Raw genomic sequence first — 470 nt, 5'->3', positions numbered from 1 at the left:
TGCAGAGCGATAAGACCTAAAATCGACCCCAACACCGTACCGCCAATACGTTCGAAGGCGCGAGGGACAACGTTCCCCCAGAACGAGATTGGCCCCATAATCACCACCATGGTGACCAGCGGCCAGGTGCTTTCCGGGATAGTAAACAGGCGGATAATGAGAAAAGTGAGCAGGAATGCCAGCGCGACCCGAGTACCATGCACAATGCGGTAATGGCGGTATACCCGGATTTCAAACGGGCTTAATGACTTATCGGCACGCACGCAGAAACTCCGTAATGAAGATTAAAAGCGCTCATAACTCATCTGTCGGCCAGAAGGCGCGCCTCTGAATTATCCGACGGACAAACCGGGAACAGTGTAATTTCCCGGCAGGAGCGAAAAAATTGAAAGGCGCATCTTACTCTTTTCGCTTTCAAAAAAAGAGTGGTCTTCGCGTCAACACACCGCCCTGAGATGAATTAGTGATGT

1 protein-coding gene is annotated in these 470 nt (G+C 51.1%); it reads right to left on the bottom strand.

Annotated elements, in window-relative coordinates:
* Positions 1-263: FUSC family protein (locus tag K0039_RS25180; RefSeq protein WP_044781262.1), on the bottom strand; the 263-nt coding region annotated here is incomplete at its 3' end.
* Between the last annotated feature and the right edge of the window lie 207 nt (positions 264-470).

Origin of the sequence: Terrisporobacter mayombei, from assembly GCF_020748465.1 — a bacterium.
Classification (GTDB): Bacteria; Bacillota; Clostridia; order Peptostreptococcales; family Peptostreptococcaceae; genus Terrisporobacter; species Terrisporobacter mayombei.
The sequence above is the reverse complement of the archived record's forward strand: the minus strand, read 5'-3'. Positions and strand labels throughout refer to the sequence as shown.